This window comes from Stutzerimonas sp. (assembly GCF_982611455.1).
The window spans coordinates 139,631-164,782 of sequence record NZ_CEXBBO010000001.1 but is presented as its reverse complement, the minus strand read 5'-3'; the positions used below and the strand labels follow the sequence as shown (position 1 = coordinate 164,782).

Annotated in this window: 24 protein-coding genes; 6 read left to right on the top strand and 18 right to left on the bottom strand. The window is 60.7% G+C overall.

Translation table 11 applies throughout. The annotated features are described in order from the left end of the window. The first annotated feature begins 58 nt into the window (after positions 1–58). Together argS and AC2LD7_RS00810 are read left to right on the top strand one after the other, a co-directional pair. Positions 59–1,798 (top strand): arginine--tRNA ligase, encoded by a 1,740-nt coding sequence (argS, locus tag AC2LD7_RS00815; protein ID WP_484595956.1) that lies wholly within the window; start codon positions 59–61, stop codon positions 1,796–1,798. Then, positions 1,799–2,452: an SPOR domain-containing protein gene (locus AC2LD7_RS00810; RefSeq protein ID WP_484595955.1), complete on the top strand. Its 654-nt coding sequence runs from the start codon at positions 1,799–1,801 to the stop codon at positions 2,450–2,452. Positions 2,453–2,556: 104 nt separating this feature from the next. On the opposite strand, the gene AC2LD7_RS00805 is transcribed toward AC2LD7_RS00810, so the two are convergent. The 4 genes from AC2LD7_RS00805 to trxA form a co-directional block, all read right to left on the bottom strand. Further along, positions 2,557–3,528 (bottom strand): CDP-6-deoxy-delta-3,4-glucoseen reductase, encoded by a 972-nt coding sequence (locus AC2LD7_RS00805; RefSeq protein WP_484595954.1) that lies wholly within the window; start codon positions 3,526–3,528, stop codon positions 2,557–2,559. A gap of 32 nt (positions 3,529–3,560) precedes the next feature. Then, complete coding sequence (gene ubiD, locus AC2LD7_RS00800; RefSeq protein ID WP_484595953.1) at positions 3,561–5,027, bottom strand: 4-hydroxy-3-polyprenylbenzoate decarboxylase; 1,467 nt, start codon at positions 5,025–5,027, stop codon at positions 3,561–3,563. 100 nt (positions 5,028–5,127) lie between these two features. Next, positions 5,128–6,387, bottom strand: coding sequence for a transcription termination factor Rho (gene rho, locus AC2LD7_RS00795; protein WP_255980048.1), 1,260 nt, complete (start codon positions 6,385–6,387; stop codon positions 5,128–5,130). Positions 6,388–6,619: 232 nt separating this feature from the next. Beyond that, the gene (gene trxA / locus AC2LD7_RS00790; protein ID WP_003283463.1) at positions 6,620–6,946 is read right to left on the bottom strand and encodes a thioredoxin TrxA; all 327 of its coding nucleotides are present in this window, start codon (positions 6,944–6,946) and stop codon (positions 6,620–6,622) included. A 209-nt stretch (positions 6,947–7,155) separates the two neighbouring features. Between trxA and ppx the strand changes: the two genes are divergently transcribed. Further along, positions 7,156–8,658, top strand: coding sequence for an exopolyphosphatase (ppx, locus tag AC2LD7_RS00785; RefSeq protein WP_484595952.1), 1,503 nt, complete (start codon positions 7,156–7,158; stop codon positions 8,656–8,658). 51 nt (positions 8,659–8,709) lie between these two features. Here the strand turns inward: ppx and ppk1 are convergent, their stop codons facing one another. Both ppk1 and hemB read right to left on the bottom strand, forming a co-directional pair. Continuing rightward, positions 8,710–10,911 carry a polyphosphate kinase 1 gene (ppk1, locus tag AC2LD7_RS00780; protein ID WP_484595951.1) on the bottom strand — a complete coding sequence of 734 codons (2,202 nt, stop codon included), beginning with the start codon at positions 10,909–10,911 and terminating at the stop codon, positions 8,710–8,712. Between the two features lie 19 nt (positions 10,912–10,930). Next, positions 10,931–11,944, bottom strand: coding sequence for a porphobilinogen synthase (hemB, locus tag AC2LD7_RS00775; RefSeq protein WP_484595950.1), 1,014 nt, complete (start codon positions 11,942–11,944; stop codon positions 10,931–10,933). A 314-nt stretch (positions 11,945–12,258) separates the two neighbouring features. Here hemB and elbB point away from each other — a divergent pair, with 314 nt between their 5' ends. Both elbB and AC2LD7_RS00765 read left to right on the top strand, forming a co-directional pair. Next, positions 12,259–12,921 carry an isoprenoid biosynthesis glyoxalase ElbB gene (elbB, locus tag AC2LD7_RS00770; protein ID WP_484595949.1) on the top strand — a complete coding sequence of 221 codons (663 nt, stop codon included), beginning with the start codon at positions 12,259–12,261 and terminating at the stop codon, positions 12,919–12,921. A gap of 152 nt (positions 12,922–13,073) precedes the next feature. Next, positions 13,074–13,541 carry a thioesterase family protein gene (locus tag AC2LD7_RS00765; RefSeq protein WP_484595948.1) on the top strand — a complete coding sequence of 156 codons (468 nt, stop codon included), beginning with the start codon at positions 13,074–13,076 and terminating at the stop codon, positions 13,539–13,541. 111 nt (positions 13,542–13,652) lie between these two features. Here the strand turns inward: AC2LD7_RS00765 and AC2LD7_RS00760 are convergent, their stop codons facing one another. The 5 genes from AC2LD7_RS00760 to AC2LD7_RS00740 are packed head-to-tail and all read right to left on the bottom strand — an operon-like array spanning position 13,653 to position 18,097. Continuing rightward, a complete protein-coding gene (locus AC2LD7_RS00760) occupies positions 13,653–14,147 on the bottom strand; it encodes a YaiI/YqxD family protein (RefSeq protein ID WP_484595947.1) in 495 nt (164 codons plus the stop codon). Positions 14,148–14,161: 14 nt separating this feature from the next. Beyond that, a complete protein-coding gene (locus tag AC2LD7_RS00755) occupies positions 14,162–14,794 on the bottom strand; it encodes a LysE family transporter (protein ID WP_484595946.1) in 633 nt (210 codons plus the stop codon). A gap of 47 nt (positions 14,795–14,841) precedes the next feature. After that, positions 14,842–15,603 (bottom strand): TerC family protein, encoded by a 762-nt coding sequence (locus AC2LD7_RS00750; RefSeq protein ID WP_484595945.1) that lies wholly within the window; start codon positions 15,601–15,603, stop codon positions 14,842–14,844. Between the two features lie 5 nt (positions 15,604–15,608). Next, positions 15,609–16,190 carry a mechanosensitive ion channel domain-containing protein gene (locus AC2LD7_RS00745; RefSeq protein WP_484595944.1) on the bottom strand — a complete coding sequence of 194 codons (582 nt, stop codon included), beginning with the start codon at positions 16,188–16,190 and terminating at the stop codon, positions 15,609–15,611. Next, a complete protein-coding gene (locus AC2LD7_RS00740; protein WP_484595943.1) occupies positions 16,187–18,097 on the bottom strand; it encodes an ATP-binding cassette domain-containing protein in 1,911 nt (636 codons plus the stop codon). Before AC2LD7_RS00740 ends, AC2LD7_RS00745 begins: the two co-directional genes overlap by 4 nt. Positions 18,098–18,138: 41 nt before the next feature. Here AC2LD7_RS00740 and AC2LD7_RS00735 point away from each other — a divergent pair, with 41 nt between their 5' ends. Beyond that, the gene (locus AC2LD7_RS00735) at positions 18,139–18,642 is read left to right on the top strand and encodes a TIGR02444 family protein (protein WP_484595942.1); all 504 of its coding nucleotides are present in this window, start codon (positions 18,139–18,141) and stop codon (positions 18,640–18,642) included. Here the strand turns inward: AC2LD7_RS00735 and AC2LD7_RS00730 are convergent. The 7 genes from AC2LD7_RS00730 to hemC all read right to left on the bottom strand — a co-directional run bounded on the left by AC2LD7_RS00730 (position 18,618) and on the right by hemC (position 25,011). Beyond that, positions 18,618–19,409, bottom strand: a complete 792-nt coding sequence (locus AC2LD7_RS00730; protein WP_484596042.1) for an AlgP family protein — start codon at positions 19,407–19,409, stop codon at positions 18,618–18,620. The two genes, AC2LD7_RS00735 and AC2LD7_RS00730, sit on opposite strands and share 25 nt — an antisense overlap. Before the next feature lie 113 nt (positions 19,410–19,522). Continuing rightward, positions 19,523–19,987, bottom strand: a complete 465-nt coding sequence (rsd, locus tag AC2LD7_RS00725) for a sigma D regulator (RefSeq protein ID WP_484595941.1) — start codon at positions 19,985–19,987, stop codon at positions 19,523–19,525. 252 nt (positions 19,988–20,239) lie between these two features. Beyond that, a complete protein-coding gene (locus AC2LD7_RS00720) occupies positions 20,240–20,731 on the bottom strand; it encodes a disulfide bond formation protein B (RefSeq protein WP_484595940.1) in 492 nt (163 codons plus the stop codon). A 117-nt stretch (positions 20,732–20,848) separates the two neighbouring features. Further along, complete coding sequence (locus AC2LD7_RS00715) at positions 20,849–22,087, bottom strand: heme biosynthesis HemY N-terminal domain-containing protein (protein WP_484595939.1); 1,239 nt, start codon at positions 22,085–22,087, stop codon at positions 20,849–20,851. Continuing rightward, positions 22,084–23,289, bottom strand: coding sequence for a uroporphyrinogen-III C-methyltransferase (locus AC2LD7_RS00710; RefSeq protein WP_484595938.1), 1,206 nt, complete (start codon positions 23,287–23,289; stop codon positions 22,084–22,086). The genes AC2LD7_RS00715 and AC2LD7_RS00710 overlap by 4 nt, the downstream gene beginning before the upstream one ends. 16 nt (positions 23,290–23,305) lie before the next feature. Further along, entirely contained in the window at positions 23,306–24,076 is a 771-nt protein-coding gene (locus AC2LD7_RS00705) for a uroporphyrinogen-III synthase (RefSeq protein WP_484595937.1), read from the bottom strand. Further along, positions 24,073–25,011, bottom strand: a complete 939-nt coding sequence (gene hemC / locus AC2LD7_RS00700; protein ID WP_484595936.1) for a hydroxymethylbilane synthase — start codon at positions 25,009–25,011, stop codon at positions 24,073–24,075. Before hemC ends, AC2LD7_RS00705 begins: the two co-directional genes overlap by 4 nt. Positions 25,012–25,152 lie beyond the last annotated feature (141 nt).

Below are 25,152 nucleotides of genomic sequence, written 5' to 3'. Positions count from 1 at the left end.
CCCAGGCACCGATAATGTCCAGTTTTCGACCAAAGCCTCCGGGCCGACCGAGCAAACGATGAAAGACAGCATTCGTCATCTGATCCAGCAAGCCCTGACCCGCCTCACCGCCGAAGGCGTGCTGCCCGACGGGCTGACGCCGTCTATTCAGGTGGAGAACACCCGCGACAAGACCCATGGCGACTTCGCCAGCAACATCGCCATGATGCTGGCGAAACCGGCGGGAATGAAGCCGCGCGAGTTAGCGCAGAAGCTTATCGAGGCATTGCCCGCGGATGCCGGTATTAGCCAAGTCGAAATCGCCGGCCCCGGCTTTCTCAACTTCTTCCAGAACAGCGCAGCGCTGGCCGAGCGACTCGACACGGCGCTTGCCGATCCGCATCTGTGCGTGAGCAAGACGAGCCCAGCGCAACGCGTCGTCGTCGACCTGTCCTCACCCAACCTGGCTAAGGAAATGCACGTCGGCCATCTGCGCTCGACCATCATCGGCGACGCGGTTGCGCGGGTGCTGGAGTTTCTCGGCGACGAGGTGATCCGCCAGAACCATGTCGGCGATTGGGGCACCCAGTTCGGTATGCTGCTGGCTTACCTCGAAGAAAATCCCGTCGCTGCCGAAAGCGAGCTGTCCGACCTCGAACAGTTTTACCGTGCAGCAAAGCAGCGCTTCGACGACTCCGCGGAGTTTGCCGAGCGTGCCCGAGAATTGGTGGTGAAGCTGCAGGCTGGCGATATCGACTGCCTGCGCCTGTGGACTCGCTTCAACGAGATTTCCCTGTCGCATTGCCAGAAGGTCTACGACCGACTCAACGTCAAGCTCACGCCGAACGACGTCAAAGGCGAAAGCGCCTACAACGCCGAGCTCGGCGATATCGTCGCGTCACTCAGCGCCAAAGGTTTGTTGAGCGAAAGCAACGGCGCCCAGTGCGTATTCCTCGATGAGTTCAAGAACGCCGAAGGCAACCCCCTTCCAGTGATCGTACAGAAGGCCGGTGGCGGCTATCTTTACGCCACTACTGACCTTGCATCCATGCGCTACCGCAGCCAGCAGCTGCATGCCGATCGTGCGCTGTATTTCGTCGATCAGCGTCAGGCGTTGCATTTCCAGATGACCTTCGAGGTCGCGCGCCGTGCCGGTTTCGTGCCCAGCGAGATGCAGCTTGAGCATATGGGTTTCGGCACCATGAATGGCGCCGACGGACGCCCGTTCAAAACCCGCGACGGCGGCACCGTCAAGCTGGTTGACCTGCTCGACGAAGCAGAACAGCGAGCTTACAGCTTGGTGAAAGAGAAAAATCCCGATCTAGACGAAGCTGAACTGCGGAGCATCGCCCGCGCCGTGGGCATCGGCGCGGTTAAGTACGCGGACTTATCCAAACACCGCACCAGCGATTACAGCTTCAACTTCGAGCAGATGCTCAGCTTCGAAGGCAACACCGCCCCGTACCTGCTCTACGCCTACACCCGCGTTGCCAGCGTCTTTCGCAAACTCGGCACCGGCATGGACGGCCTTACCGGCACGATCAAGCTGGATGCAGAACAGGAGCAGGCTTTGGGTACCAAACTCGCGCAGTTCGCTGAAGTGCTCAACGGTGTCGGCGAAAAAGGCGTTCCACACCTGCTGTGTAGCTACCTGTACGATCTAGCCGGGCTGTTTTCCAGCTTCTACGAGCACTGCCCAATACTCACCGCGGAGAGCGAGATCGTGAAACAGAGTCGCCTGCGCCTGGCCGCCCTGACCGGCAAAACCCTCAAGCAGGGCCTGGAACTGCTGGGCCTGGAAACGCTGGAGCGGATGTAAGTGGTAGCCAAGAAGAAACCCGCACCGAAGCGCGGCGCGAGCCGCTACCAAGCCCCCCCAAAAAAACCCGTTCCCGGCTGGATATGGCTGATTTGCGGCCTGGTGATTGGCGGCTTCATCGTGTTCTTGATGAACCTGGAACCCGGCGGAGACGAGATCAAGCGCGCCAAGGATACGCCCAAGCCCAAGGAACAGCCGAAGCGCTCAGCGCCAGCGACGGGCCAATCGGTCAAGCCGAAATATGACTTCTACACGCTGTTGCCGGAGTCCGAAGTAATCTTGCCGCCGGAGGAACCCAAGCCACCAACGCCGGTGACGCCCGAGGAGGCCGCCAAGATCGATGCGGCACGTGCCGAAGCCGCACTGAATGGCAAGGTCCCGCCTCCGCCGCCTACTGTAGCGAAAGCGCCAGTTACGCAGTTCTTTCTTCAAGCGGGCTCGTTCCGGCAGAAGCCGGAAGCCGAGAAAGTCCGTGCGCAGATCATCCTGCTCGGCCAGGACGTGCGCGTCGAAAACGTCACGGTCCGGGATGAGGTCTGGTATCGAGTGCTGGTCGGTCCGTATGCCGATCGGAATCAGCTCGGCAAGGCGCAGAAGACCCTGGCGGCAAGCGGTTACAACAACCTGTTGCTGCAACAGCGGCAGGCGCGCTGAGCCCAGATAGCGGATCGGGAGGCGCAACGCCTCCGCAGTCCATACCGCAGATTTGCTAGGATCTTCAGCAGCGCGGGCTCAGCTACCGGCGCTGTCTGCTCGGCTTAGCTTTCCCGCGGCGCGTAGGCGAAGACATCTGCGCGCATCTGCGTCGCGTCCATCCCCGCCCCGACCAACGCGTCGAGCGTCCCGTAGATCATCGCCGGAGAGCCGCTGGCATAGACATGCAGAGACCCGAGATCGGCGAAATCCTCGCAGACCGCCTCGTGCAGCATGCCGCAGCGCCCTTCCCAGCCACAGACATCGCTGACGACCTGGTGCAGGAACAGATTCGGCATTTCCTGCCATTCGTCCCAATGCTCTAATCGATAGAAATCTTCCGGTCGCCGCACGCCCCAATATAGATGCACCGGGTGGACAAACCCCTCGGCCCGGCAATGCTCGATCAGGCTGTGCATCTGCGCCATTCCGGTCCCCGCCGCGATCAGCACAAGCGGGCCATCCGGCAGCTCGGCGAGATGAGTGTCGCCAAACGGCATCTGCACTTTCACCAGACCTTGGCGGCGAATGGATTCGAGCAACTCGACAGCCGAAGGCTCTCGCGCCAGCATGTGAAGCTCCAGCTCGCGCCCCCGCTCCGGAGCGGACGCCAGCGAGAAGGCACTGAACTCGCCATCTTCTCGTTCCAGTAGCAAGTATTGCCCAGCGTGATAGCGCGGCGGCTTGCCCGCCGGCGCGCGCAGCAACAGACGAAACACGTCGCCACCGACCTCCTCGCAACTGATCAGCTGGCAGCTCAGGGTCCTCACCGGGAGCTCGCCTGGGGCAAGCACGCCATCCCAGAGCAGTACACAGTCTTCTTCGGGCTCGGCCAGGCAGGCGAGAACCTCACCATGGTCGACACTTTCAGCACGTTGACGCACCCGGCCACTGACCAGGAGCGCCGCACAGATCAGGCAGTTGCCATTGCGACAGGCCTGCGGACACTCGTAGCCCAACCGGCGCGCGGCATTGAGAATCCGTTCGCCGCGCTCGACTTCAAGCACGGCGCCGGAAGGTTGCAGGGTTACTTTCATGCACTAAAACCTGAATTGACGACGGCTGGCCATCAGTCGATGCCCAGTTCGGCCCAGAGTTCGTCAACGCGACGCTTGACCGCCTCGTCTTGAACGATGGCGCGACCCCATTCACGAGAGGTCTCGCCCGGCCATTTATGAGTGGCGTCGAGCCCCATCTTGCTGCCTAGACCGGAGACCGGAGAGGCGAAATCGAGGTAGTCGATCGGAGTATTTTCGATCAATACCGTGTCGCGCTTGGGGTCCATGCGCGTGGTGATAGCCCAGATCACGTCGTTCCAGTCACGGGCATTGATGTCGTCATCGGTAACGATCACGAACTTGGTGTACATAAACTGCCGCAGGAAGCTCCATACGCCGAGCATCACGCGCTTGGCGTGGCCGGGGTACTGCTTCTTTATGGTTACCACCGCCATGCGGTAGGAGCAGCCTTCGGGCGGCAAGTAGAAGTCGGTGATTTCCGGGAACTGCTTCTGCAGGATCGGCACGAACACTTCGTTGAGCGCTACTCCGAGAATCGCTGGCTCGTCCGGCGGTCGCCCCGTGTAGGTGCTGTGATAGATCGCATCGCGACGCTTGGTAATGCGCTCGACTGTGAACACCGGAAAGCGATCAACTTCGTTGTAATAACCGGTATGGTCGCCATAGGGCCCTTCATCAGCCATCTCGCCGGGCTGGATGTAGCCTTCAAGCACGATCTCGGCGCCCGCCGGCACCTGCAAATCGCTACCACGGCATTTCACCAGCTCGGTGCGACTGCCGCGCAGCAGGCCGGCAAAGGCGTATTCGGACAGCGAGTCGGGCACCGGGGTGACCGCGCCGAGTATGGTAGCCGGATCCGCGCCGAGCGCCACCGCAACCGGATAGGGACGGTCGGGATATTTTTCGCACCACTCGCGGAAATCCAGCGCGCCGCCGCGATGACTGAGCCAGCGCATGATGACCTTGTTGCGCCCAATCACCTGCTGGCGATAGATACCGAGATTCTGCCGGTCCTTGTTCGGCCCCTTAGTGATGGTCAGACCCCAGGTAATCAGCGGCGCGGCGTCACCCGGCCAGCAAGTCTGCACCGGCAGCTGCGATAGATCGACATCCTCGCCTTCGACCACCACCTCCTGGCAGGGTGCGTCCTTGAGCACTTTGGGCGCCATGCTGATGACCTTCTTGTAGATCGGCAGCTTGCTCCAGGCGTCTTTGAGTCCTTTCGGCGGCTCTGGCTCCTTGAGGAAAGCCAGCAGTTTGCCGATCTCACGCAGCTCCGAAACCTCATCGGCACCCATCCCCAACGCTACACGCTTAGGCGTGCCAAACAGGTTGCCGAGTACCGGCATGTCAAAGCCGGTCGGATTTTCGAAGAGCAGCGCCGGGCCCTGCTTGCGCAGGGTGCGGTCGCAGATTTCGGTCATCTCCAAAACAGGGGACACAGCGGTAGAAACGCGCTTGAGTTCGCCGCGCTGCTCGAGGACGCGAATGAAATCGCGAAGATCGGAGTATTTCATCAGGCTTCTCGATAAAAGCGCCGAAGGCCGGAGGCCGGACGAAAAGCCAAGTCTCGTCCTGCTTCCAGCCTTCAGCCCCAGGCGGCTCGCCGCCTGTCGATCACTTACGCTTCATGGACATGAAGAATTCGTCGTTGGTCTTGGTGTCCTTGAGCTTGTCGAGCAGGAACTCGATGGCAGCGCTTTCATCCATCGGGTGTAGCAGCTTGCGCAGAATCCAGATGCGCTGCAGCTCTTCTTCGCTGGTCAACAACTCTTCGCGGCGAGTACCCGACCGGTTGATGTTGATCGCAGGGAACACGCGCTTCTCGGCGATACGACGATCGAGCTGCAGCTCGAGGTTGCCGGTGCCCTTGAATTCCTCGTAGATCACCTCGTCCATCTTCGAGCCGGTTTCGACCAACGCCGTTGCGAGAATGGTCAGGCTACCGCCCTCCTCGATGTTCCGCGCGGCACCGAAGAAGCGCTTGGGCTTCTCCAGGGCGTGTGCGTCGACACCACCGGTGAGCACCTTGCCGGAGCTAGGAATCACGGTGTTATAGGCTCGCGCCAGACGGGTGATGGAATCCAGCAGGATGACCACATCCTTCTTGTGCTCGACCAGGCGCTTGGCCTTTTCGATCACCATTTCGGCAACCTGCACGTGACGGGTTGGCGGTTCGTCGAAGGTGGAGGCAACCACTTCGCCGCGCACGGTGCGCTGCATTTCGGTCACTTCTTCCGGACGCTCGTCGATCAGCAGAACGATCAGGTGGCACTCGGGATTGTTGCGGGTAATGTTGCTGGCGATGTTCTGCAACATGATGGTCTTGCCCGCTTTCGGCGGGGCCACGATGAGGCCGCGCTGCCCCTTGCCGATCGGCGCGCAAAGATCGATCACCCGGCCGGTCAGGTCTTCGGTGGAGCCGTTACCGGCTTCCATGGTCAGGCGCTTATTGGCGAACAACGGTGTCAGGTTCTCGAACAGAATCTTGTTCTTGGCGTTTTCCGGGCGATCGAAGTTAATCGTGTCGACCTTGAGCAGGGCGAAATAGCGTTCGCCTTCCTTCGGCGGACGGATCTTGCCAACGATCGTGTCGCCGGTACGCAGATTGAAGCGACGAATCTGGCTCGGCGAGACATAGATGTCATCGGGGCCGGCGAGATAGGAAGAATCCGCGGAGCGCAGGAAGCCGAAGCCATCCTGGAGAATCTCCAGCACGCCATCACCGGAGATTTCCTCGCCGCTTTTCGCGTGTTTCTTCAGCAGGGAGAAGATCACATCCTGCTTGCGCGAACGGGCCATGTTGTCGATGCCCATCTGTTCGGCCATTTCCAGCAGTTCGGTGATGGGCTTTTGCTTAAGTTCGGTCAGATTCATAGAGAGAGATCAGGAAGGATGAAGAAAGCGATTAGCTTTAGAAGCCGCGCAGCAAGAGACGAACAGGTCGTTGTGCTTTATGAGGCTGAAGTGCGTCGGCGACGGCATGCAGGGGGGCGACGAAAGAGGCGTCGCAAGGCCGAATTTAGCACCACGCAGGCGAAGCGTCCACCCTGCTATTAGAAAAAAGCCCCCGCTTTTGCGAGGGCTTTGGAAAGCAGAGCTGTTTCACTCAGATGTTGCTGTCGAGAAACGCCGCCAGCTGCGACTTCGACAAAGCGCCAACCTTGGTGGCTTCGACGTTGCCGTTCTTGAACAGCATCAGGGTCGGGATACCGCGCACGCCATACTTCGGCGGGGTTTCCTGGTTTTCGTCGATGTTCAGCTTGCAGACCTTGAGCCTGCCCTCGTAGTCCTTGGCAATCTCGTCGAGTACCGGAGCGATCATCTTGCACGGACCACACCACTCGGCCCAGTAATCGACCAGAACAGGACCGTCCGCTTGGAGCACATCCTGCTCGAAGCTGCTGTCGCTGACATTGTTGATGTACTCGCTCATGGAATTTCTCCAGGGTCAAAACCGAAAGTGACGCCATCATAGCCCGGCTTGATGCGGACCGAAAGTCGCAGCCCGTCGCTCGGGCAATTGGCGCATCGCCGCGAACCGGGGTATTTGCGTCAGATGCAAGATGGCGCTGCTGGGTGCTGCGCATTGGCGGATACCGACGATCATGTCAGGATGTCGGCGTTTTGCACAGAGACTGCCCCATGCGCCCACCAGCCGCCGAACCTTCTCCAATGATCGCCGCCCTCGATCTCGGATCGAACAGCTTTCACATGGTGCTAGCCCGCACCAGCAACGGCGAGATGCGTATCATCGAGCGGCTCGGCGAGAAGGTTCAGCTGGCTGCGGGCATAGATGAGAACCGCATGCTTGACGAGCAAGCCATGCAGCGGGGCCTCGACTGTCTGCGCCGCTTCGCCCAACTGGTCAATCATCTGCCCCAGGGTACGGTGCGCGTGGTAGGCACTAACGCCCTGCGGGAAGCCCGCAATCGCGCGCAGTTCATTCGCCAGGCCGAGACGATCATCAACCATCAAGTCGAGGTGATCTCCGGTCGCGAGGAAGCGCGACTGATCTACCTTGGCGTATCGCATACCTTCCCCGCGGCCCCCGGCAAACGGCTGGTCGTCGATATCGGTGGCGGCAGCAGTGAATTCATCATTGGTCAGGGCTTCGATTCGCTGCTACGCGAAAGCCTGCAAATGGGCTGCGTAAGCTTCACCCAGCGGTTCTTTCGCGATGGCAAAATCACCCCTGCGCGCTATGCCCAGGCCTACACGGCGGCGCGACTGGAGCTGATGAGCATCGAACACGGCCTGCGCCGACTCGGCTGGCAGGATGCGGTCGGCGCGTCCGGAACCATCCGCGCCGTCGGGCTGGCGATCAAGGGCGCCGGCCTGAGCAATGGCGAAGTCACCAGTGACGGGCTCGGCTGGCTCAAGCGCAAGCTGTTCAAACTGGGCGACGTGGAAAAGCTCGACATGGATGGCATCAAGCCCGATCGCAAGGGCATTTTCCCTGCCGGCCTGGCGATTCTCGAGGCGATTTTCGATGCATTGGAACTCACCAGCATGGCCCACTCCGAAGGCGCACTACGCGAAGGTGTGCTCTACGATCTCATCGGCCGGCATCATCAGGAAGACATCCGCGATCGCACCCTGAGCTTTCTCATGGAGCGTTACCACGTTGATGCCGAACAAGCGGCGCGGGTCGAAAGCAAAGCGCTGGAGGCCTTCGATCAGGTGTCGGCCGACTGGAGCCTGGGCGAAGACTGGCAGCGCGAACTGCTTGGTTGGGCGGCGCGTGTCCACGAAGTCGGCCTGGACATCGCGCATTATCATTATCACAAGCACGGCGCCTACCTGATCGAGCATTCCGACCTTCCCGGATTTTCGCGTCAGGATCAACAGATGCTGGCCCTGCTGGTTCGCGGCCATCGTCGCAACATACCGAAGCAGAAGTTCGAGGAGCTGAGCGAGGATGGCATCAAGCTGACCCGCCTGTGCGTGCTGCTGCGCTTCGCCATTCTTTTCCATCACATTCGCGGGCCGCAGCAGGCGCCGGCATGCCAGCTCAAGGCAGACGACAACAGCCTCGACGTGGCCTTTCCGGACGGCTGGTTGGAAAATAATCCGCTTACCCAGGCCGACTTCGCTCAGGAAGCTGACTGGCTCAAGCGCATCGACTTCAACTTGACGGTGCGCTGATTGCCCATCAACGCCAAGCCCCGTCAGCTTCGACCACGAGCCGTTACCGGATCAGCGAGCGATCGGGCTACCGAGGCGCTCTAGCAGAATGTTTTGCACATTACGCGGGTTCTGATTGCCGCTCGGGCTATTGCGCAGATAAGAGCCGTCAGATTGCAGCGTCCAGCTCTGAGTGTTGTCCGTGAGGAAGCCTTCGACCTCCTTCTTCACGCGTGTGACCAGCTTCTTGCCCTCAACGGGGAAACAGGTCTCGACGCGACGATCCAGATTGCGCTCCATCCAGTCGGCACTGGACAGGTAAAGCTTCTCGTCGCCGCCATTGAGAAAGTAGAAGACCCGGCTGTGCTCAAGGAAGCGACCGATGATCGAGCGCACCTGAATATTGTGCGAAACCCCGACGATTCCCGGGCGCAGACAGCACATGCCGCGCACGATCAAATCCACGCGCACCCCGGTCTGGCTGGCCTTGTACAACGCGCGGATCATCTTCGGGTCGGTCAGCGAGTTGACCTTGAGGATGATATGCGCTGGCTTGCCTTCGCTGGCGTGCTGGGTTTCTTGGGTAATCATGTCGAGCAACGATTTCTTCAGCGTGAACGGCGCGTGCAGAAGTTTCTTCATGCGCATCGTCTTGCCCATGCCGATCAACTGACTGAACAGCTTGGACACGTCTTCGCAAAGCGCATCATCCGACGTTAGTAGGCTGTAGTCGGTATACAGCCGGGCATTGCCGGCGTGGTAGTTGCCGGTGCCGAGATGAGCGTAGCGCCGCAATTCGCCGTTTTCACGGCGCAAAATCAGCATCATTTTGGCGTGCGTCTTGTAGCCGACTACGCCGTAGATCACCACGGCACCGGCCTGCTGCAGTCGACTCGCCAGTTGCAGGTTGGATTCTTCATCGAAACGCGCCCGCAGCTCGATCACTGCGGTGACCTCCTTGCCGTTGCGCGCCGCTTCTACCAGCGCGTCGACGATTTCCGAATTGGCGCCGGAGCGGTACAGCGTCTGTTTGACCGCCAGCACACAAGGGTCCTTGGCAGCCTCACGCAAGAGGTCGACCACCGGCGTGAACGACTCGTAGGGATGCAGCAGCAAGATGTCCTGCTTGCCGACGACGCTAAAGATGTTCTCGCTGTTCTGTAACAACTTGGGGATTGCGGGCGTAAACGGCGTGTATTGCAGCTCCGGATGACTATCCAATCCGGTAATACCGAACAGCCGGGTCAGATTGACCGGCCCGTTGACGCGATAGAGCTCGCTCTCGCTCAGACTGAACTGTTTGAGCAGAAAGTCCGAGAGGTGATTCGGGCACGTGTCGACCACCTCCAGCCGCACCGCATCGCCGTAACGACGGGAAATCAGCTCGCCACGCAGCGCGCGCGCCAGATCCTCGACGTCTTCGGTATCCACCGACAGATCGGCGTTGCGCGTCAGGCGAAACTGATAGCAGCCCTTGACCTTCATGCCGTGGAACAGATCGTCCGCGTGTGCATGGATCATCGATGACAGGAACACGTAGTTGGCACCCGTCCCCCCGACCTCTTCGGGTACGCGGATCACTCGCGGCAGCAGCCGGGGCGCCGGAATGATCGCCAGCCCAGAATCGCGGCCGAACGCATCAATGCCTTCCAGCTCGACGATGAAGTTGAGGCTCTTGTTTACCAGCAAGGGGAACGGATGGGTCGGATCCAGACCGATGGGGGTGATGATCGGCGCGATCTCGTCGCGGAAATAACGACGCACCCAGGTCTTGATCTTGGCCGTCCAGTGTCGACGGCGAATGAAGCGCACCTGATGCTTGGCCAACTCGGGTAGCAACACTTCGTTGAGGATCGAATATTGCCGGCTGACCTGCTCATGGACCAGCTCGGAAATCCGCGCCAACGCCTGGTGGGGCTGCATCCCATCGGCGCCCGCCTGTTCGCGGGCGAAGGTGACTTGCTTCTTCAGCCCGGCGACGCGGATCTCGAAGAACTCATCGAGGTTGCTGGAAAAGATCAGCAGGAACTTCAGCCGTTCCAGCAGCGGGTAGGACTCATCCAGTGCCTGCTCCAGCACGCGGATATTGAATTGCAGCTGCGACAGCTCACGATGGATATAGAGGCTGTTGTCGTCCAGGTTCGGCACCGGTTGCACCGGCGCCGCGGCTGGTGCCTCCTCTACCCTCTCCACCTCGGGTAGCAATTCCTGAGGTGGTTGCGCCTCGCTGGCGGACAGCTGCAATTCGCTTTCGCTGAGTCCCTGGTTGGTCATCTATCTGCCTCGGAAGGGCTTATTGCCCCTGCTTTAATTGTTGTGCCGCCTGCTTGGCGAAGTAGGTCAGGATGCCATCTGCGCCAGCGCGTTTGAACGCCGTCAACGATTCGAGAATCACCGCATCGCTCAACCAGCCGTTCTGGATGGCAGCCATATGCATCGCATACTCACCACTGACCTGATAGACGAACGTCGGCACGCGAAAGGCATCTTTTACCCGCCAGAGAATATCCAGATAAGGCATGCCGGGCTTGACCATGACCATGTCGGCGCCTTCGGCGAGATCGGCACCCACCTCGTGCAGCGCCTCGTCACTGTTGGCTGGATCCATCTGATAAGTGTTTTTGCTGCCTTTACCCAGGTTCGCGGCCGAGCCCACAGCGTCGCGGAAGGGGCCGTAGTAGGCGCTGGCATACTTGGCCGAGTACGCCATGATGCGCACGTTGTGGTGATCAGCGACTTCGAGCGCCTCACGAATCGCCTGGATGCGCCCGTCCATCATGTCTGACGGCGCCAAAACCTGAGCCCCTGCTTCCGCGTGGGACAGCGCCTGACGGACCAGCGCATCGACGGTCACGTCGTTCTGCACGTAGCCTTGCTCATCGAGAATGCCATCCTGGCCATGCGTCGTGAACGGATCCAGCGCGACGTCCGTAATGATACCGAGCTCGGGGAAACGCTCACGCAGTGCACGGGTGGCGCGCTGAGCGATCCCGTCCGGATTCCAGGCTTCGGCGGCATCCAGAGACTTCTTCTCCAACGGAGTGACCGGGAACAGCGCCAACGCCGGAATGCCCAGCGCGACCAGCTCCTCCGCCTCCTCAAGCAGCAGATCGATGGAAAGGCGTTCGACACCCGGCATCGATGGCACCTGCTCACGGCGATTTTCGCCGTCTAGTACGAACACCGGCAGGATCAAGTCATCCACGCTCAGCAGGTTCTCCCGAACCAAGCGGCGGGAAAAATCATCACGACGGTTACGACGCAGGCGAGTGGCGGGGAACAGTCGATTGGCAGGAACGAAACTCACAGCGAACTCCTGGCCCGCAAAGCGGGCGAATATGACGTTTATAGGCCGACTTCATGACCGAATAATGACAGCGCCATGCGGCTCGGCGTGTCGAATACATTCATTGTCGCCACCCACGGCAGGCACTTCCAGTGCTTTGATCGAGCAACCGCCTTGCTGAGACCTGCCGACCAGAGCCCGCGCCGATTGAACAGCCGCGCCAATGACGCCTCCAAACCACAGATATGGACTTACCTTGAAACTCGCCAGGGATTAGCATCGACGCCATTCGCACGGCGGTCTCGTCGGGCCGCTGAATCTGACCAGGAGTATCTATGAACAAAAAAGTCGCCGTGATTCTTTCCGGCTGTGGCGTCTACGACGGCTCGGAAATCTATGAAAGTGTCATTACGCTGCTGCGCCTGGACCAGCGCGGCGCCACGGTTCAGTGTTTCGCTCCGAACATCGAACAGATGCACGTGATCAATCACCTCACCGGCGACGAAATGCCAGAAAGCCGCAACGTACTGACCGAGTCCGCACGCCTGGCTCGCGGCAACATCAAGGACCTGCGTGAGGCGAACGTCGACGAATTCGATGCGCTGATCATGCCTGGCGGCTTCGGCGCGGCAAAGAACCTCTCCGACTTCGCTACCCAGGGGGCCAGCTGCAAGATCCTGCCGGATGTACTAGCTGTCGCACAGGCCTTCGCCAAGGCTGGCAAGCCGGTCGGCATGATGTGCATCGCACCAACCATGGCGGCACAGATTTTCGGCACTGGCGTGGTCTGCACACTGGGCGATGACGACGATCCCGCCGCGGCTGCATCACGTGAAATGGGCATAGAGCATCAGGCCTGCGACGTCACTGAAATCGTCGAGGACGCGAAGCACAAGCTGGTGACGACCCCCGCTTACATGCTCGCACAGTCGATCAGCGAAGCGGCTTCAGGCATATACAAGCTGGTCGATCGGGTACTGGAACTTACCAGCAGATAATCACCTTCCTCACTTACACCCACCCGAGCGCAGGCTCGGGTTTTTCATTCCGCGCGGGCTATACGGCCAATCGTACCGGCGCTCCCGCCGTGGCACTGGTCAATCAGGTCACCTTCCGGCAGCTTTGTCCTACCTGCCAGGAACCTGTACCCATGACCAGCCACATCGACACTATCGGAGAGCAACAACAAGCCGTGCGCCAGCTCTTCGAGCGCATTCCCTTCAATGAATACCTGGGCATCGAGCTGGACGAAGTGTCCCACGAGCGAATCGTCATGCATCTACCGATGAAACAGGAGCTGGTCGGAAACTTTTTCCATGGCATCCTTCACGGCGGCGTGATCGCGTCCCTGCTCGACGTTGCCGGCGGCGCCATGGCGATGATCGGCACCTTCGAGAAGCATCAGCACCTGACGACCCAAGAGCGCGCCCTGCGGCTCTCGCGCCTCGGCACCATCGACCTGCGAATCGACTATCTGCGGCCAGGGCGAGGCAAACGTTTCAGCGCCAGCGCGACGCTGCTACGTTCCGGCAACAAAGTAGCGGTGGTTCGCTCCGAGCTGCATAACGAGGAAGGGGTTCTGGTAGCAGTGGGCACCGGCACCTATCTTTGCGGATAAGGGCTAAGGAGGCTGGAGGCTGGAGGCTGGAGGCTGGAGGCTGGAGGCTGGAGGCTGGAGGCTGGACAGCATGGGGACTGCCAGGCTGTTCGCTTCAAGCTTCAGCCGCTCTTACCGTTCAGCCTTCAAGCCTCCAGCGCCTTTATCGGCTTTATCGGCTTTTTTTAGCTGCGTGAGCAGCCTATCGAGCGCATTGGCAAAAGCCTGCCGGTCGCGTTCACCGTATGCAGCCTGACCGCCGCCTACCTGCCCCTGCTCGCGCAGATCGGTGAATAAATTGCGCACAGCCAGACGATCACCCATGTTGCGCTCGTCGAACTCACGTCCGCGCGGGTCGAGCGCGGCTACACCCTTCTTGACCAGCCGATCCGCCAGCGGCACGTCGCTGCAGATTACCAGCTCGCCGGGCTGAGCATGTTCGACCAAGTAATCGTCCGCGGCGTCCGGGCCGCTCGGCACTACGATCAGGCGTACACAGGCGAAGGCCGGCTTGATCTGGCTTTGCCCAGCCACCAGCAGCACCTCGAACTTGCGCTTGAGGGCAAATTTGATCACTTGCTCCTTCGCCGCCTTTGGGCAGGCGTCAGCATCAATCCACACGCGCAACGACTCGGTTTTCGTCACACCACAGCCCGCCGCACCGTAGCCAGCAATGCAGCCGCGCCGGCGAACATTACCGCGAAGCTGCGATTGACCAGCCGTTGCTGGCGTGGCGTGTGCAGCAATCGCAATACCTTGGCGGCCAGGCCGGTATAACCGGCCATGACAATCAGATCGACCACCACCATGGTTGCGCCCATTTGCAGATACTGCAGCACGAGGTCGCGCTGCGGATCGAGAAATTGCGGCAGCACCGCGAGGATAAAGACGATGGCCTTGGGGTTGCTGGCGTTAACCAAAAAGCCCCTTAATACCAACGTCAGCGGCCTTCCGATCGGTCGCGGCGCGGAACTGTCATCGAGCATTTCTGGCAATGCCTGCCATTGCTTCAGTGCAAGCCATAAGAGATAGGCGACGCCGAACCACTTGATCAGACTGAAGGCCAGCGACGAGGTCGCCAGTACGGCGCCAACCCCCGCCGCTACTACCGCGATCTGCAGCGCCAACGCCAGCTGCAGACCGATGGCGTTCCAGTAACCGCGCCAGAATCCGTACTGCAGACCACAGGACATCGAGGCGATCGCCCCCGCGCCCGGCGACAGGCTGATGACCCAACACGCGACAAAGAACGCAAGCCAGGTTTCGAGCGTCATGATTGTTCCTCAAAACGACTGCGCCGAAGCGCAGTCAGTCATTCAGGTTAGTCCGGCATATCCTTGCCGAGCTTCACCGGCTCTTTCAGCTTGCGGTTCATCGCCTTGCGCATACGGATGTTGAGTGCTTCAACGCCCAGCGAGAAAGCCATGGCGAAGTACACGTAACCCTTGGGCACATGCGCACCGAAAGCCTCGGCAACCAACAGGGTTCCCACCACGATGAGGAACGACAGCGCGAGAATCTTCAGCGTCGGATGCTTTTCGATGAAATTGCTGATGGTGCCGGCCGCCAGCATCATCACACCAACCGCGATGACGATTGCCGCGATCATCACTTGCACGTTATCTACCAGGCCCACCGCAGTGATTACCGAGTCCAGCGAGAAGACGATATCGATCACCGCGATTTGCAGGATGATGCCAACGAAGCCGGCCTTGACCGCGCCGCCAGTGCTGCCGTCGTGAGCCTCTTCGCCTTCGACGCTGTGCCAGATTTCCATCGTGCTTTTGAACAGCAGGAACAAACCGCCGAAGAACAGGATCAGGTCCCGACCGGACACGCCATGCTCGAACACCGTGAACAGGTCGTTGGTCAGGCGCATTACCCAGGCGATCGACAACAACAGCAGGATCCGCGTCCCCATCGCCAACGCCAGCCCAAAGAAACGCGCCTTGGGCTGCTGCTCCTTCGGCAAACGTCCGACCAGAATGGAAATGAAGATAATGTTGTCGATGCCGAGGACGATTTCCAGGGCGGTCAGGGTCAGAAATGCGACCCAGATTTCCGGGCTGCTAAGCCATTCCATGAATGTTACTCGTGTGTGTTGTGATTGAGAGTCTGTATGTCGGTCCCGCGCCAACGGCGCACGACTTTCTGGAAGAACAAGCTGTTGGGCACTTGGACAATTGCATCAGTTCCGCTTTCGGAAGCCTCTTCAAGCGTGGTGTAAAGCAGGTTGATATCAATGACGCGCCCCTTGACGATGGGCTTATCGAGGCTTTCGACCAGCTCCACCACGTCGCCAAGACGGAAGGGCCCCACGGTCATGATCAACACCGCGCAGAGTAGGTTGGAGAGCACGCTCCAAATTGCGAAGAAGGCAATCGCCGCCACTGCCACGAACCCGGAGAAGGCGGTCCAAAGCACCGTTGCGGACACCCCGAAGCGTTCCAGCACCATGATCATTGCGCCGCCAATGATGAACCAGCGAATACCACCACGCAGCGGCAGAAGCAATTCAGGCGGAAGCGGATAACGACTGCCGAGCCTCGTCAGTCCGCGTACCACCAGGCGCTGCAAAATATAGGCGACCAGCAGGATCAGCAGCACCTGCAATCCGAGCAGTAACTGGTCACGCCATTCTTGGGAAAGAAGCACAATCTGATCGTTCATGCGCTGGCCTCGAGCTGATTCTGCAGCGCTTCGAGTGCCTCCAGCGCTCCGAGCCAGGCCTCTTCCAGTTCGCTCTCGCGCACCTTCAGCTCCGCCTGCTTGGCGAGCAGCTCGCGTAATTCGTCCTTGCGCGCCGCCTCGTAGATCGCAGAATCGCCGAGGCGCTCTTCGAGCACAGCCAGCTTGTCGTGGACGCCGGCCAGGTCTTTTTCGAGCTTGTCCGCCTGCCGCTTAAGCGGCGCCAGCTGCTGGCGTAACGCTGCTGCGGCCTGACGCAAGGCGCGCTTGTCAGTCTTGTCACCGGCAGGCTCGGCGGCGCTCACCGGCTGCTGGCGGGCCCGGTAATCCACCAACCACCGGGCATAGTCTTCAAGATCACCGTCAAACGCAGCGATTCGCCCTTCAGCTACCAGCAGAAACTCATCGGTGGTGCTCTTGAGCAGATGGCGGTCGTGCGACACCACCAGTACCGCGCCCTCGAAATCCTGCAGTGCCAGCGTCAATGCCAGACGCATTTCCAGATCCAGGTGGTTGGTCGGCTCGTCGAGCAGCAGCAGGTTGGGTTTACCCCAGGCAATCAGTGCCAGCGCCAGCCGAGCCTTCTCGCCACCGGAAAAGTTGAGTACCGGTTCATCGCAGCGATTGCCGCGAAAATCGAAACCACCCAGGAAGTCGCGTAATACCTGCTCCCGCTCGCCCGGCGCGATGCGCTGCAAGTGCAGCAGTGGGCTGGCGTTGGGGTCCAGCGCGTCGAGCTGATGCTGGGCGAAATAGCCGATTACCAGATTCTCGCCGCGTTGCAGGCGGCCGCTTAATGGCTGCAACTCGTTTGCCAGCGTCTTGATCAGCGTGGATTTGCCCGCGCCATTGGGACCAAGCAGGCCGATCCGTGCGCCGGGTACCAGTTGCAGTTTGACTTTGTCCAACACCAGCTTGTCGCCGTAGCCGAGGCGCCCTTCAGCCAGATCCAGCAGCGGGCTAGATACCCTGTCCGCTTCACGGAAGACGAAGTCGAACGGCGAATCGATATGCGCTGGCGCCAACTCCTCGAGCCTTTCCAGCGCCTTGATTCGGCTCTGTGCCTGGCGTGCCTTGCTCGCCTTGGCCTTGAAGCGCCGGATGAAGTCCTCCATGTGCTCGCGCTGCGCCTGTTGCTTCTCGAACGCCTGTTGTTGCTGCGCCAGCCGCTCGGCACGCGCCCGCTCGAAGGCAGAATAGCCGCCCCGATAAAGGGTCAGCTTGCGCTGCTCGACGTGCACGACGTTGCCCACGACCTCGTCGAGGAAGTCACGGTCGTGCGAAATCAGCATCAACGTACCGGGATAGCCCTTGAGCCAGGCTTCAAGCCAGAGAATCGCATCCAGATCGAGGTGGTTGGTGGGCTCGTCGAGCAGCAGCAAATCGGAGGGGCACATCAGCGCCTGGGCCAGATTCAGGCGCATCCGCCAGCCACCGGAAAAGCTGCTGACGGGAAGGTCCATCTGCTCGTTGGCAAACCCCAGTCCGGCGAGCAGCTTGCGCGCTCGCGCATCGGCGGTGTAACCGTCTGCGTTGTCCAGTTCGGTATGCAGGCGCGCCAGCGCCGTGCCGTCATGGGCAGCCTCGGCGGCGGCCAGCGCCGCCTGGACGCGACGCAACTCGGTATCGCCGTCGAGCACATAGTCCACGGCCAGGCGATCAAGCGTATCGACCTCCTGACGCATATGGGCGATACGCCAATCCGGCGGCAGGTGACAATCGCCGCCGTCGGGGACGAATTCTCCGCGTAGCAAAGCAAACAGGCTGGATTTGCCGGCGCCATTGGCACCAACCAGCCCGACTTTCTGGCCGGGGTGAAGGGTCAGTTCGGCGCCTTCGAGCAAACGCTGCGGGCCGCGCTGTAGAGTCAGGTTCTGAAGTCGGATCATAATGGCGGCGGAGTTTATCAGGTCGCCTGGAAATCCATCCGATGCCCCACGAAAAAAAGCCGTTACCGATCATGAGCGATGACCTATGGAATTTCGCCGTTGCCTGCTACGCCAAACCTGGCGTGGAAACCGCCTGTCTCGAACTGCAGGCGGCCGGCGCCGATGTTTGCCTGATGTTGACCGGCGCCTGGCTGGATTGCAGCGGCATCGCCCCTGACGAAGTGCGACTGGCGCAGCTGAAAGAAGTCAGCGATGACTGGCGGATCCAGGTGGTCGCACCATTGCGCAGCCTTCGCCAAGCCTGGCGCGAACAGGCCGCAAACGATGAAGAACTGGCTGCTCTACGCGAGCGGGTGAAAAAGCTGGAGCTGAACGCCGAGCACATCCAATTCCAGCGCTTGCAACATGCAGCGCGGCATTGGACAGCGGATAACAGAACAGTTGATTGGCTGGAGCGGCTCGGCGCCGATCTCAGCGGCGAACGGCATGCATCGCTGGAGACACTGCGCCGCGCGGCAGCTCAGCTCGCGCTGGGCGACGATTGATTTGCAGCTTCGTTCGTGGCTGCGGCCGGCTTGCGCGGAGCTGCGGGCTTACGCGCTGCGGGCTTCTTCGCGACGGGCTTGGCGGTTGTCGACGCGGCCTGTGCCGCTGGAGTTCGCTTACTGCCACTTCCGACTGGACGAGAAGCGCCCGTAGCCGGAGCGCTGCGAGCGGATGGCTTGGCCGGTGTCTGCGATGTCACTATTTTCGCAGCGGCGGGTTTAGCGCGGCTGACGGAGGGACGAGAGGAGGAGGTCGAAACCTTGGCAGAGGCCGCTTTGGCAGTGGGCTTGGCCGGAGTGGCTTTGGCGGAGGGCTCGGTGATGCTAGCGGATGCCTTGCTCGGAGCCTTGGCAGCAGGAGACGGGGCTTGCTTGCCACGTGACGCCAGGGCTAGTGCCGCGGCCTTTTCAACCTGAATAACGCCTTGGGCGAGATTCAGGCTTTGTTCCGCATCGCGCTTCAGTTCAGACAGATAGTTCAGCGTTTCACTCTGCCGCGACTGTAGCAAAGCGAGCATGGCTTCGAGTTCGACGAGCCTGGCGCCGGACTTGGTCTTTGCCTTCGCTTTTCCAGCATCGTCGAGTTTGGCGCGGGCCTTGGTGAGTTTTTCCTGTGTCTTTGCACGCTGCTTCTCGAGCTTGGCGAGCAGGGTTTCCGTGTCCTTCTGCGCCTCGCTGCAAGCTTTTTCCAAATGCACCACCAAGCTGTTCGACAACTGCTGCAGCAAATCCAACGGCGTGGTTACAGAATTTTTCTTCGCAGGCATGAAGGCGCCTCCTGGCAGGATGGGTGCAGCAATACTGGACGGACTGCAGCAGTCGGCCAACAGCCCCGCCAAAGCTGTACGCCGCGCACGGTGCCTAACTGAGCCCGACCAAGCTATGCGGTGGCGGCGGCCTGCTTATGTGCCGTGTGCAGCACCTCGATCAGGCAGTCTTCGAGCTCGAAACGCTCATGCAGCAGCCGTCCAAGGCAATTCAACTCATCCGGCAGGCCAGGACTGTCGAGGCAGTCACCCTTATCGCAACGATCATTGAAGGCCACCGCAACCTCGGTAATCGCTTCAATGCGTGGATATATCTGATGAGCCAAGTCGAGGCCGCGCTTGTCGCCGAATGCCTCAGCTTCGTTAAGCAGTTGCTCGTATATTTCAAAATGTCCGGCCGACACGTAGTCGAGCAGAATTTCGCAAAATTTCTGCAAGACGGAGCGGCTCGCGGTAGCGTCGCCCACGTGCAGCCCATCGAATGCGTTGATCAGTGCGTGGCGCTCTTGGAGCCAACGGTCGATCAGCAAGTGCACACCTCCCCAGCGTTCCTGGGCGTTCCGACAGCTCTCGAGCATGATGACCTCACTTCCCTAATCAATGATGCTTGTTGCGCCTTCCAAGACGATATTTTGTCTGGGGATAACGGCCTTGGGTGAGTGACAGCGAAATTGACAGAAAACCGACACTGCCCAAGCAGACTATGCTGCGACGATCGAAGCATCAAGCAGCGCGGACGAATTCTCCGGCAAAAATCGTGACGAATCGCTTCGCTCTGCGATCATTGACCACCAAGCGCAGCGATCATTCGCCCACCCCGACAAAAAGCCTCAATCGCGCCGCAGCAGTTGCCAGAGACAGAACAGCGCCATACCGATAAAGGCCAACAGAGTCCACTCGGGAATGCTCAGGCCCAGCAATGTCCAGCTGACTTCGGCGCACTCGGCCGTACCGTGAAGCACCAGCCGGGCAATCTCTTGGAACGGCAATGCATCCATCATGTATTCGAGACTGGGCAGGCAGCTCGGCAACTGATCGGCCGGCATGTTCTGCAGCCATATCTGGCGTATGGCTGTGGCACCACCGGCGAGCGCGGATAACAGCGCCAGGATCGAATAAACGCGGCGGCCGGTGGTGCGCGGACCATGAACCGTAGCGACCAGGCAAACCAAGCCGAAAGCGATCACGCAGATGCGCTGAACGATGCACAGAGGGCATGGCGCCAGGCCGACCACATGCTCCAGATAGAGTGCAGCGATCATCATCAGCACGCTGCCGATGAAAGCCAGAAAAAATAGCGAACGTGGGCTGGCCAGGTTCATGGTGACTCCGCAGACAGGGAAAAGCTCGCTACGGTAGTGCTGCACGCGACGAGCTGCAAGCGCTATGCAAGACTCGGCGCGGCGGCGCGAGATGACCGTCACGCGCGGTGCCAGTCGTCAGCTGCCGTTGATGACTGGCAATCGGCTACCGCCGGATCGATCAAGGAGCCCGAGCCCTTCCTGAAAGAGACGATTGCTGCGCTCACTATCACCCAGCTGTGCCAGCAGGCGCGCGAGCTCGGCGCAGGTTTCCGCACGGTGTTCGAAGCGCAGGCTGGCTTCCAGATAGTCGCGTGCCTTGCCCCATAGTTCATTGCGCAAGCTCAGACGCCCAAGCGCGAGCAGCAGCTCGGCATTTTCCGGGTGGCCTTTCAACCAGGCCTCCGCATGTGCCAGCTGGCGCGACGGCTCGCGTCCGCGCACCCGCCCATAACGCTCGACCAGACGATCATCGAACTGACGCTTGAGCGCGGCATAGAGAACCTCTTCTGCTTTCTCTTCCGCACCCAGCCGGCTCAGACCGTCAGCATAGGCACGCACCACCAGCGGTTCGCTGCGTAGCGCATTAGGCACGGTCTGCCAGCGCTGGTTGAGTGCTTGCTGGGCATCGCCCTCAGCACCGCCCTGAGCTTGCCCGGCTTGCTCCAGGGCGGCTGTCCAGGTCAGCAGCTCCAGTTCGCTCAGGCGAGCAGGTGGCAACACGCGATGCTTATGTAGTTCCGGCAGCAAACGGCACAGCGCGGGCCAGTCCTGCAGCTGAACATAGAGCTGCTGCAGCAGCGTCAGGACGTATGGGTGGCGCGGATGGTCAGTGTGCAGCGTATTCAGCGACTCACGAGCTTCGCCGTATTGGCCGCGTGCGATCTGCAGCTGGGCCTGGTTCAACCCAATCGCAAGCGTGGCGTGCGGTTCGCGCTCCCTCGCTTTTTGCAGCAGCTCGTCACTCTGCTCGTACTCACCCAACTCGCTGGCTGCACGGGCAGCGCCAAGGTAATGCACCAGGGGATGATGATCGTGCTCGGCGGCGGTACGCAGATGGCCGAGCGCGTGGCTCCACTGGCCTTCGGCCAATTCCCGCAGGCCTGCCTGCGAGGCCTTGGCAACGCGCCGTGCGCGATGGCGTCGCGACCAGGGATTGGCCAGGGTGCCTGAGGTGTAAAGCAATCCCAGCACCCAGTGTGCCACCAGCGCCAGCAGCCAAAGGCAGGCAATCAGCCCGAGAAACACCCAGAAGCTCGACTCGTACCGAAAGCGGTCGTAGCTGATCAGGACATAGCCGGAATCTTGGAAAATGGCCCAGCCGAGAAAGCCGACAATGGCGAGCAGGACGACAAATATGATGGCCAGTCGCTTCATGTGCGCTGTCCCTCCTCGCCTGCCTGCTCGGCCTCAGGTGCCTGTTCAGCCTCATCAGCGGACTGCTCGCTTGCGCCTTCTTCAGAAGATTCGGCGCTCTCGGCAGATTCGCGCTGCTGCACATAGGCCTGCATGGCCTTCAGTGCGGGCGATAAGTCCGGCAGAGTGACCGATACCTGTCGTTTTGCGAGCGCCTCGATGCGATCGCGCAAGCCGCGGCTCTGGCCATTTTCTTCGCTGAAGTGATCTTCGATCAGCCGAGCGGCTTGGTTCAATGATTGTCGATATATTTCCTCGTTGCCATTGAGCACCGCCCACTGCGCCTGCTCGATGGCCAGCGAAAGGGCCAGCCGCACCTGCGCCAGGCTCTGGCCGGCAAGCAGCGGTTTGACATCGGTACCGGCGTTGAAATCGATCCGTACGTAGCGCGTCAGCTCGTTAAGCCAACGCTGCCAGCGGCTTTCGCCCTGCGTCTCGGGCTGGCTCTGGCCGTTCTCGAACGCAGGGGTCAGGCCGCTAAGCTGATTGGCTTGACCGCGTAGCGCGCCCAATTGCAGGAACAGGCCGGTACGGTCCAGCTCTGGCAAGCTGCGCAATGCCTCGAGCCCTTCCAGTAATTTCTGCCGTGTACCGTACGCGCCCGGATCGTCCTGCTTGCGTAAGATCAGGTCCGCTTCCGCAATCAGCGATTCGGCGCTGTTCACGTCCTGCATGGCCGACAGCCGCAACATGGCCATGCGCAACAGGTGCTCGGCTTCAGCGAGTCGCCACTGCTCGCGGCTGGCTCCGAGCACCTGCTCTACCCGCCCGGAAAGCCGCTGCTGGTCGCTTTGCAGTTCCGAAAGCAGGCGCCGCCGATCTTCCAGCTGTTCTGCCGAAGGCAGCTGTTCCAGCCGTCCCAGGCGGCTAGCCAGTTGCTGACTGCGTTCGCCCAATTGGCGTGCCTGATCGCGTGTGGCTTGCGCCGCTTCGAGCTGCTGCTGTTCCTGCGTGCTCAGTTGCTGAGTCTGCCAGACGCTGTAGCCGCCAGCAGCCAGACCGGCAAGACCGATCAACAGCGCAAGGCCGGCCAATCCGCGGCCACCGCTATCGAGCTTCTGCGTGCTACTTGCCGGTTTCTTCGGCGGGGTGTCTTTAGTGGGAATGACGGGATCGTTGCCCGTGGGTTGCTGCGTTGCCTTATCGGGATCTACTTCGCTCACGTTTCCATCCTTTGCATCAGAAAGCGGGTTCGGGATTTTCCCGTAACGCCGCCAGCAAAGCCGCGGTTCCGGCACCACGGCAGTCCACTATTCTTTTGGCGCCCAACGTCACGGCCATCTCGGCCACACGCGGGCTCGGTACGAACAAGGGTAGTTCACACAGCAGGGACCAGTCGGAGCCAGCCAGCTCGCGCAACGACTCTAAACCCTGCCCACTGCTGACCATCACCGCATTCAGCCGTTCAGAACGGAGGGTTTCGAACAGTATTCCGGGCGGGTAATCGGGAAGAAAGCGTCGATACAGCTCGAGGCTATCGACCTGAACGCCACGGCTACGAAGTGTCTCGGCGATATGCTCGCGACCGCCTTCGCCGCGCAGGATCAGCACCTTTGGATCCGCTACGCCGAGCGCTTGGGCTAGACGCGGCAGGGCGAGCAACGCCTCGCTATCATCGCCGCTGGCAGGCCAGCTGACATCCAGACCGAAGGCTTCCAGTATCTTTCCGGTCGCAGCTCCGACGCTGAACCAGACTTGGCCGAACGGTGGCTGCGGCCCATAGCGATCAAGCAGCTCCAGCCCCAGCCTTGCAGCCGGTTTGCTGACCGCCACGACAGCACAGTAACGATCCAACTCAAGCATCGTCGCGCGCTGCGTGTCTGTCTCGGGCAGGGGCTCTATGGCGAGCAACGGCAGGCTACTGCTATGGACACCCGCCTCGGACAGCGCCGCAGCCAGGGCGACGCAGTCTTCAGCGGGACGCGTTAGCAGCAGACGCCAGCCGCTCACGCCTTGCCGGCCTCGCCATATACATCCTGAAGGATTTTTTCCGCACCCTGCGCCAGCAGCGCTTCAGCGACCCGCACACCCAACGCCTCGGCGTCGGCACCCGGCGCACGGCCTTCGGCGCGCAGCAACAACGTGCCATTCGGCTGCCCGACCAAACCGCGCAGCCACAGCTGATCGCCTTCGAGCACCGCATAGCAGGCGATCGGCACCTGACAACCGCCATTGAGATGGCGATTCAATGCGCGTTCGGCGCTGACGCGTAGGGCCGTCTGTGGATCGTTCATGCACTGCAACAGCTGATGCAACTCGGTATCGCCGGTGCGGCATTCGATACCGACCGCGCCCTGGCCACCGGCCGGCAGGCTGTCCTCGACGCTGATACCGGCGCGGATGCGCTCACCGAAACCGAGACGGATCAGGCCGGCGGCGGCGAGGATGATGGCGTCATATTCGCCGGCGTCGAGCTTGGCCAGACGGGTATTCACGTTGCCGCGCAGGAATTGGATCTTCAGATCGGGACGCCGCGCCAACAGCTGCGCCTGACGCCGCAGGCTGGACGTGCCAACGACCGCGCCGGGCGGCAACGCATCAAAATTCTCGTAGTGATTGGAGATGAAGGCATCGCGTGGGTCTTCGCGCTCGCAGATGCAATACAGGCCAAGCCCCTTGGGAAACTCCATCGGCACGTCTTTCATGGAATGTACGGCAATGTCCGCTTCATGCTCCATCAGCGCCGTTTCAAGCTCCTTGACGAACAGGCCCTTGCCACCGATTTTAGCCAGCGGAGCATCGAGCAACTTGTCGCCGCGACTGACCATCGGCACCAGACTGACAGTCACTTCGGGATGTGCGGCTTCGAGGCGAGCCTTGACATATTCGGCCTGCCACAAGGCCAAGGCGCTCTTGCGGGTAGCGATGCGAATTTCGCGAGACATGACGATTCCAGGCAAATGAACTGCCGCCGATGATAACAGGCTGGACCGGCAGCCTGGGCTGGCGAGAATCCAGGAAAGAAGCTGGAAAGCTGGAAAGCTGGAAAGCTGGAAAGCTGGAAAGCTGGAAAGCTGGAAAGCTGG